This window comes from Azohydromonas lata NBRC 102462 (genome assembly GCF_001571085.1).
GTDB lineage: Bacteria > Pseudomonadota > Gammaproteobacteria > Burkholderiales > Burkholderiaceae_C > Azohydromonas > Azohydromonas lata.
In genome coordinates, this window is record NZ_BCTC01000235.1 from 1 (window position 1) to 2,373 (window position 2,373).

The window sequence follows — 2,373 nt, forward strand, 5'->3', positions numbered from 1 at the left end:
AACGCAGGAAAAGTGCGGTTTTGGACCTTGCGACGCCGGCCCATGAGCTGACGGCCGGCTTGGGGCCCGCCTGGATTCCCGCCTTCGCGGGAATGACGGGTTGGGGGGCGCTGCGGGTCTGTCTCCGGCTGGCGCTTGCCCCTCTGCCCGGACCGCAGTGCGCCTTCGCGGGCATGACGGGTGAGGGTGCGAAGTGCGCGTGCCGGCGGGATGCCGGCGCGCGCCAACGGTCCCCGGGACGGCCCCCTGAACACGGTGTTAGACCGTCTAACACCTGCCGTTGGCCCGGGCCGTTGCCCCCGCAACGCGCCGCCTTTCGCTGGCCCTTGCGCCGCGCCTTACAGGTCCATGCGCGTGATCTTGGTGCCCTCTATCGTCAGGTTGTACATGAGCCCCGCGTTGGTGAGCGCGAAGGCGGCGACGTCGTTCTTGATGGTGGAGGTGTCGACTTCGCCGTTGGCGCCGATCTTGAGCAGGGCCACGGAGCCGTCCACGCCCGCCGTCCAGCCGTTGCTGTTGCGGAACTTGTCCAGCGCCTCCTGGGTGAGGAAGACGATGACCACCGCCTTGGACTGCGCCCCGGCCTGGAAGCCGAAGGAGCCGCTGGCGGCGCGGTAGTAGGCCTGGGAGCGCCCGCCCGCGCGCAGCACGCCCTCGCCGTACTCGCCGCCCACCACCAGGCCCGCGGCCAGGATGGAGGGGAAGATCAGCAGGCCGCGCGCCTTGGCGGTGAGCTCGCGCGAGCCGCGCACCTGCTCGTACAGGCGGCTGAGCGTGGCGTCGGCGTTGCTGTCGATGTCGCGGCGGTGCTGCTCGGGTGTTTTCTTGTCGCTGCCGCCGCGCGTGATGGCGCAGCCCGTGGTCGCCAGCACCAGCGGCACGGCCGCCAGCGCGCCGAGCATGCCGCGGCGGGCGGCGTTGGCCGGCTTGAGTTGGGCTTGGGCTTGGTCTGCAGGCAGGAGATCTTTGGTTTTCATCAGCATCCTCATGCGTTGCCACCGGCGAAGGCGCCGGCTCCGGCCGCGTTGGCCGGATCAAGCTTGCTTGGGTGTCCGCGCGGCCTGCCCGCAAGGGGCAAAAAGATTGCCCGCCGGCTGTCAGCCACCTTTCAAGCCCCAAGCCGTTGCCATGACCACCCCCGTGACCCTGCTGGGCGCCTGCGACCGCCACAACTTCGGCGACCTGCTGCTCGCGCGCGTGGCGGCGCGCCTGCTGGCGCCGCGCGGCGTGCGCTTTGCCGGCCTGGCCGCGCGCGACCTGCGCGGCTGCGGCGGCGTGCGGGTGGCGCACCTGGCGGACCTGCAGCCCGCCCCGGGCGAGCCGCCGCTGGCGCTGCTGCACGTGGGCGGGCAACTCGCCACCTGCAGCGCCTGGCAGGCCGCGGCCATGCTGCTGCCGCCGCAGGAGGCGCCCGCCGCCATCGGCTACTTCGCCCGCCGCCCCCTGGCGCGCCGGCGCTGGGTGCGCGCCACGCTGCGGCTGGACGACCACGCGCCCTACCTGCTGCCGCGCGCGCTGGCCGCCGGTTTCGCACCCGTCGTGGCGCTGGGCCTGGGCGGCGCCGGCCTGGAGCGCTGCCCGCGGCGCATGCAGGTGGAAGCCATTGAAAAGCTGCGGGCGATGGACCGCGTGGCCGTGCGCGACGCGCGCACGCAGGCGCTGCTGCGCGAGGCGGGCGTGGCCTCGCTGCTGTTGCCGGACCCAGCCGTGCTCACGGCGCGGCTGTTCGGCCCGGCGATCGCCGCGCGCGCCGCCCGCGGCGAGGTGGCGGCGCTGCGGGCCCGCTTTCCCGGCGGCTACGTGGCGGTGCAGATGGCCGCCGAGTTCGGCGACGACGCCACGCTGGACGCGCTGGCGGCTCAATTGGACGCCGTGGCCCGCCAGCGCAGCCTGGCGCTGGTGCTGTTTCGCGCCGGCGCGGCGCCCTGGCATGACGATGAAGCGGTGTTGAGCCGCCTGGCCGCGCGCCTGCGCGCGCCCTGCGCCGTGATGGCGTCCATCCACCTGTGGGACCTGTGCGCGTTGCTGGCCGGCGCGGCGGGCTGCTGCGGCAGCAGCCTGCACGCCCGCATCGTCGCCACCGCCTTCGGCCGCCCGCGGCTGACCCTGCTGCCGCCGCAGGGCGGGGCGGACAAGCACGCGGCTTACGTGCAGAGCTGGGAGCTGCCGGAGGTGCCGGGCTGCGTGGCGGTGGACGACGCCGCGGCGGCCTTGCGCGCGGCGCTGGACGTGGAGGCCGGCGCGCTGCGCGCACACGGTGGGGCGCTGGCGGCGGTTTTCATGGACGGGTTCGAACGGGAGTTCGCGGGGCTGGCCGGCTTTTGCGCCTCGTGAGCCGGCGCGTTTCGCCTCCGCCTCGTCATACGCCGCGAA

2 protein-coding genes are annotated in these 2,373 nt (G+C 74.1%); one reads left to right on the forward strand and one right to left on the reverse strand.

The features are described from left to right. Positions 1 to 338: 338 nt before the first annotated feature. A complete protein-coding gene (locus ALA01S_RS30755) occupies positions 339 to 902 on the reverse strand; it encodes a BPSL1445 family SYLF domain-containing lipoprotein (RefSeq protein WP_066343546.1) in 564 nt (187 codons plus the stop codon). A 226-nt stretch (positions 903 to 1,128) separates the two neighbouring features. On the opposite strand from ALA01S_RS30755, the gene ALA01S_RS30760 reads away from it, so the two are divergent. After that, positions 1,129 to 2,334, forward strand: a complete 1,206-nt coding sequence (locus ALA01S_RS30760; protein WP_066343545.1) for a polysaccharide pyruvyl transferase family protein — start codon at positions 1,129 to 1,131, stop codon at positions 2,332 to 2,334. Positions 2,335 to 2,373 lie beyond the last annotated feature (39 nt).